Here is a 4,064-nt window from a genome sequence, read left to right on the forward strand (position 1 = left end):
CAGAGAGGCTACAAGGATCAGTGATAAAAACTTCACAAATGGTTTCATAGCATAATAAGATTTAAATTAAACTGTTTACCCTTTAAACAACCAAGTCTTCATTTCTCCTGAAAAAAAATTGAGAAATTTTAATTTATATCTTTAACGCAGTCTTACTGAATTTGTTTTGACCAAAGAATTACAAGAGAACGTATGCCGGGAAGAAACCTTTAAGAGGCTTCATGAAAAGTATGCCACCGAACTCCACAACTACCTGTATTACAAATACGGGGAAACCTGCAACCCTGACGACAAGACCCAGGAAGCTTTTATAAAATTGTGGGAGAACTGTAAGAAAGTGGTCCTCTCCAAAGCCAGGGCATTTTTGTATAAGGTGGCCAATAACAATGTCCTGAACGACATCAAACACCATAAGGTGGTACTCCGGTATCGCTCAGAAAAACCGGCAGACATCACCCGGGAAGATCCGGAGTTCCTGATGCAGAAAGAAGAATACTTCAGGAAGTACCAGCAGGTACTGGCCAAACTTACCGAAGAGCAGCGAGTCGCCTTCCTCCTCAATAAGGTGGAGGGAAAGAAACACGAAGAGATCGCGGAACTGCTGGGAGTAACCAGAAAGGTCGTGGAGTACCGGATTTACTCGGCCTTTGGCATTCTGAAGGAAGAACTGGAAAATTTTCGAATAAAATAATCAGGAATTTTGGGAACTGGGTTGTTATATAAGTAAGATCGAGCATCATGGAAGAGAAATCCTTGTTGGAAAAATGGCTGAACGATAGCCTCACCGAAGCTGAAAGGGAAACTTTTCAGCAGGAAGAGGCCTATCCTTTTTACGAACGGTTGATCGCTGATGCTTCGCATTTCAAAGCCTCCCAATTTTCAGAACCATCAGATTTCGAAACCCTCCAAAAGAAGATAAGGACGAGGGAGGTACCGGTCAGAAAGCTGCATCCTACCACCTGGCTCCTTAGGATCGCCAGTGTATTCGTCATAGGGTTCGCCCTGTATTATTTCATCCTGTTTCCCTCTGAAGTGAAGGTGGAGACCCTGGCGGCCCAAAAGACCACCATTGAGTTACCGGATGCTTCACAGGTGGTCCTCAACGCCCTGAGTGCGGTCACCTATAACCGAAGGAACTGGGAGGATAACCGTACCCTTGAGTTAAAAGGAGAGGCCTTTTTTGATGTGGCCAAAGGATCGAGATTCGATGTAGTCACCCCCCAGGGAACCGTTTCTGTGTTAGGTACAGAATTCAACGTGAAACAGCGTGCCACGGTCTTTGAGGTGATCTGCTACGAAGGACACGTAAGGGTGGTTTCAGGAAGCCACACAGAGGAACTCCGGGCCGGTGAAAGTCTCAGCTTCCTCAATGGCGAAATGACTCGGGGCAGCACCTCTCTTAAGGGGCCCCAATGGAAAGATAATATCAGTGATTTCCGGGAAGTTCCTTTTTCCGAGGTGGTTGCTGAACTCGAAAGGCAGTACAATGTTGAGGTGGTCCTGGAAGGCGTGTCGGCCGATACCCGGTTTACGGGTGGATTTGTGCACGACGACCTAAAAAATGCCCTGCGTTCCATCGCAGAACCCCTGGGACTGTCATACGATCTCACTCAAGACAACATGGTGATCCTGAAAACCCGTGAAAAGTAGCCGATCCTTATTCCTTTTTTTTATTCTTTGCATTGGATTCTCCAGCTACTCTCAACGAGAACAAGACAAAATACCCCTGAAGGAAATCCTGGAACAGGTGTCCCTTTCAAAGGGGTATCGCTTCAACTATGCGTCCGAGGTCGTGGAAGGTCTGAACCTCATCCCCCCAAAGGAAGAATGGCCTATAGAAGAGGTCCTGGCTTATTTGTCTGAGGAAAGCGGACTTGTATTCACCGTACTGCCGGACCATTTTATTTCGATCAAAAAAGGAACCGCCCTGTTCTGCGGTTATCTGAAGGATCGCAATACGGGGGACCCCCTCCCTTTTGCTACTGTACAGAGCGATGCGGGGTCGACCATATCTGATGAAACCGGATATTTTGAGGTAGAACTCCAGGGTGCGCAAGGCCTGGTTTCCATTCGTTTTATCGGATACCGAAATCTGGAACAGGAATTCTCATCCAATGATCCGGAGAATTGTGAGGAAATCTATATGATACCCCAGCAACTCCAGCTTGCCGAGATCGTCCTTTACGACTACCTGATCCGTGGGATCGATCAGCTCGATGACGGGTCTTACCAGATCGATTTCGATCGGTTTACCATCCTCCCCGGCCTGATAGAAACAGATGTCCTGCAGGCTGTACAGGCCTTCCCGGGTATTCAGAGCGTCAGTGAAACCGTTTCTGACATCAACATCAGGGGAGGTACCAATGACCAGAACTTGATATTGTGGGATGGTATAAAAATGTATCAGTCGGGGCATTTCTTTGGTTTGATCTCTATGTTCAACCCCATGATCACCCAGAATGTGTCCCTTCGCAAGAATGGCACCCCCGCACGTTTTACCGACGGGGTCTCGGGTACGATCGATATGGAAACCGATGACAGGATCAATAAAACGATTTCCGGTTCCCTGGGAGTGAATTTCATCGATGTCAGCGGATTTGTGGACACTCCTCTCGGGGCTTCTTCCTCCATTCAGGTAGCCGCCCGCAAAGCGATCAATGATTTTGTGGTGAGTCCCACCTACACCGAGTACTTCAACAGGATATCCCAGGATACGGAAGTGGAGAACAGTGCCGGAAATGTGATCAATTCTGACAAGACCTTCGATTTCTATGATACCTCCCTTCGGTGGCTGTGGAAGGCTTCAGAAAAAGACCTGCTGCGGTTGAATTTTATCGTGGCCAGAAACGACCTTGTCTTCAATGAAAATGCCAACATCGACAACACGCCCGTCTCCCGCGAAAGCAGCCTTGCCCAGGGAACGGTCGCAGGCGGACTCCGGTACGAAAGGCGCTGGGATGAAAGGATCAGTACGGATCTTGAGATCTACAATACCGATTACAACCTCAGGGCCATCAATGTGAATATCGCTAATGATCAGCGTTTCCTTCAGGAGAACAAGGTCTCAGAAACAGCGGCCCGAATGAATTTTTCTATGCGGCTGAAGGAACAATGGCAGTGGAATTCGGGTTACCAGTTCACGGAGACCAAGGTCACTAACCTGGATGATGTGGACGATCCCGTTTTCAGGCGACTCGAAGGGAATGTGCTCCGTGTCCACAGCGGGTATACTTCCCTGGGGTATTTTTCAGGGGACCGGTCTACTCGTGCAGACATGGGAGTTCGATTGAATTACCTAGACAAGTTCAACAGGATCATCTGGGAACCCCGCCTGAGTTTCAACCAGCGCATTGCAGAAGGGTTTAACCTGGAGCTCTTAGGTGAATTCAAGCATCAGAACACCTCCCAGGTGATCAACTTTCAAAGTGATTTTCTGGGCATTGAGAAACGCCGATGGCAACTCGCCGATGAACAGGAGATCCCAGTGATCACCAGTAAACAGGGTTCAGCAGGCCTGAGTTTCAACCGGTCAGGATGGCTGATCAACGCTGTGGGCTACTACAAGGAAGTAGAAGGAATCACTACCCAAAGCCAGGGATTTCAGAATCAATATGAATTCCAAAAGGCTGTTGGCAGCTACAAGGCTCGGGGAATGGACGTCCTGGTGCGCAAACAATTGGATGTCCTAAGCGCCTGGCTGAGTTATTCCCTCCTGCAATCGGACTATACGTTTGAGACCTTACCTGAGCGGACATTTCCCAACAATTACGACATCACTCATGCGATGACCCTGGGGATGAGCTATGAAGCTGATCACCTGAGACTGGCAGCGGGGTGGAACTGGCGAACGGGGAAACCCACAACGATCCCTGATCAGGATCAACCCGTGCTGAACGATGCCATTAATTTCCGCCCCAGTAATTCGGACCGGTTTCTGGATTATATGCGCTTAGATTTCTCAGCTCTGTACCTGTTCTCCCTGACATCCGGCACTAATGCACAGGTGGGCGTATCTGTCTGGAATCTACTGGACAGAGACAATACCCTGAGCCGGTTTTATCGGG

3 protein-coding genes are annotated in these 4,064 nt (G+C 48.5%); all 3 read left to right on the forward strand.

The window, feature by feature from the left end; genetic code table 11:
- Positions 1–166: 166 nt before the first annotated feature.
- Positions 167–691, forward strand: coding sequence for an RNA polymerase sigma factor (locus tag ABYP73_RS11820; protein ID WP_372974457.1), 525 nt, complete (start codon positions 167–169; stop codon positions 689–691).
- Positions 692–738: 47 nt separating this feature from the next.
- Entirely contained in the window at positions 739–1,650 is a 912-nt protein-coding gene (locus ABYP73_RS11825) for a FecR family protein (protein WP_372974458.1), read from the forward strand.
- A 97-nt stretch (positions 1,651–1,747) separates the two neighbouring features.
- Positions 1,748–4,064: TonB-dependent receptor plug domain-containing protein (locus tag ABYP73_RS11830; protein ID WP_372974459.1), on the forward strand; the 2,317-nt coding region annotated here is incomplete at its 3' end.

This window comes from Muriicola sp., assembly GCF_041567615.1.
Lineage (GTDB): Bacteria > Bacteroidota > Bacteroidia > Flavobacteriales > Flavobacteriaceae > Muriicola.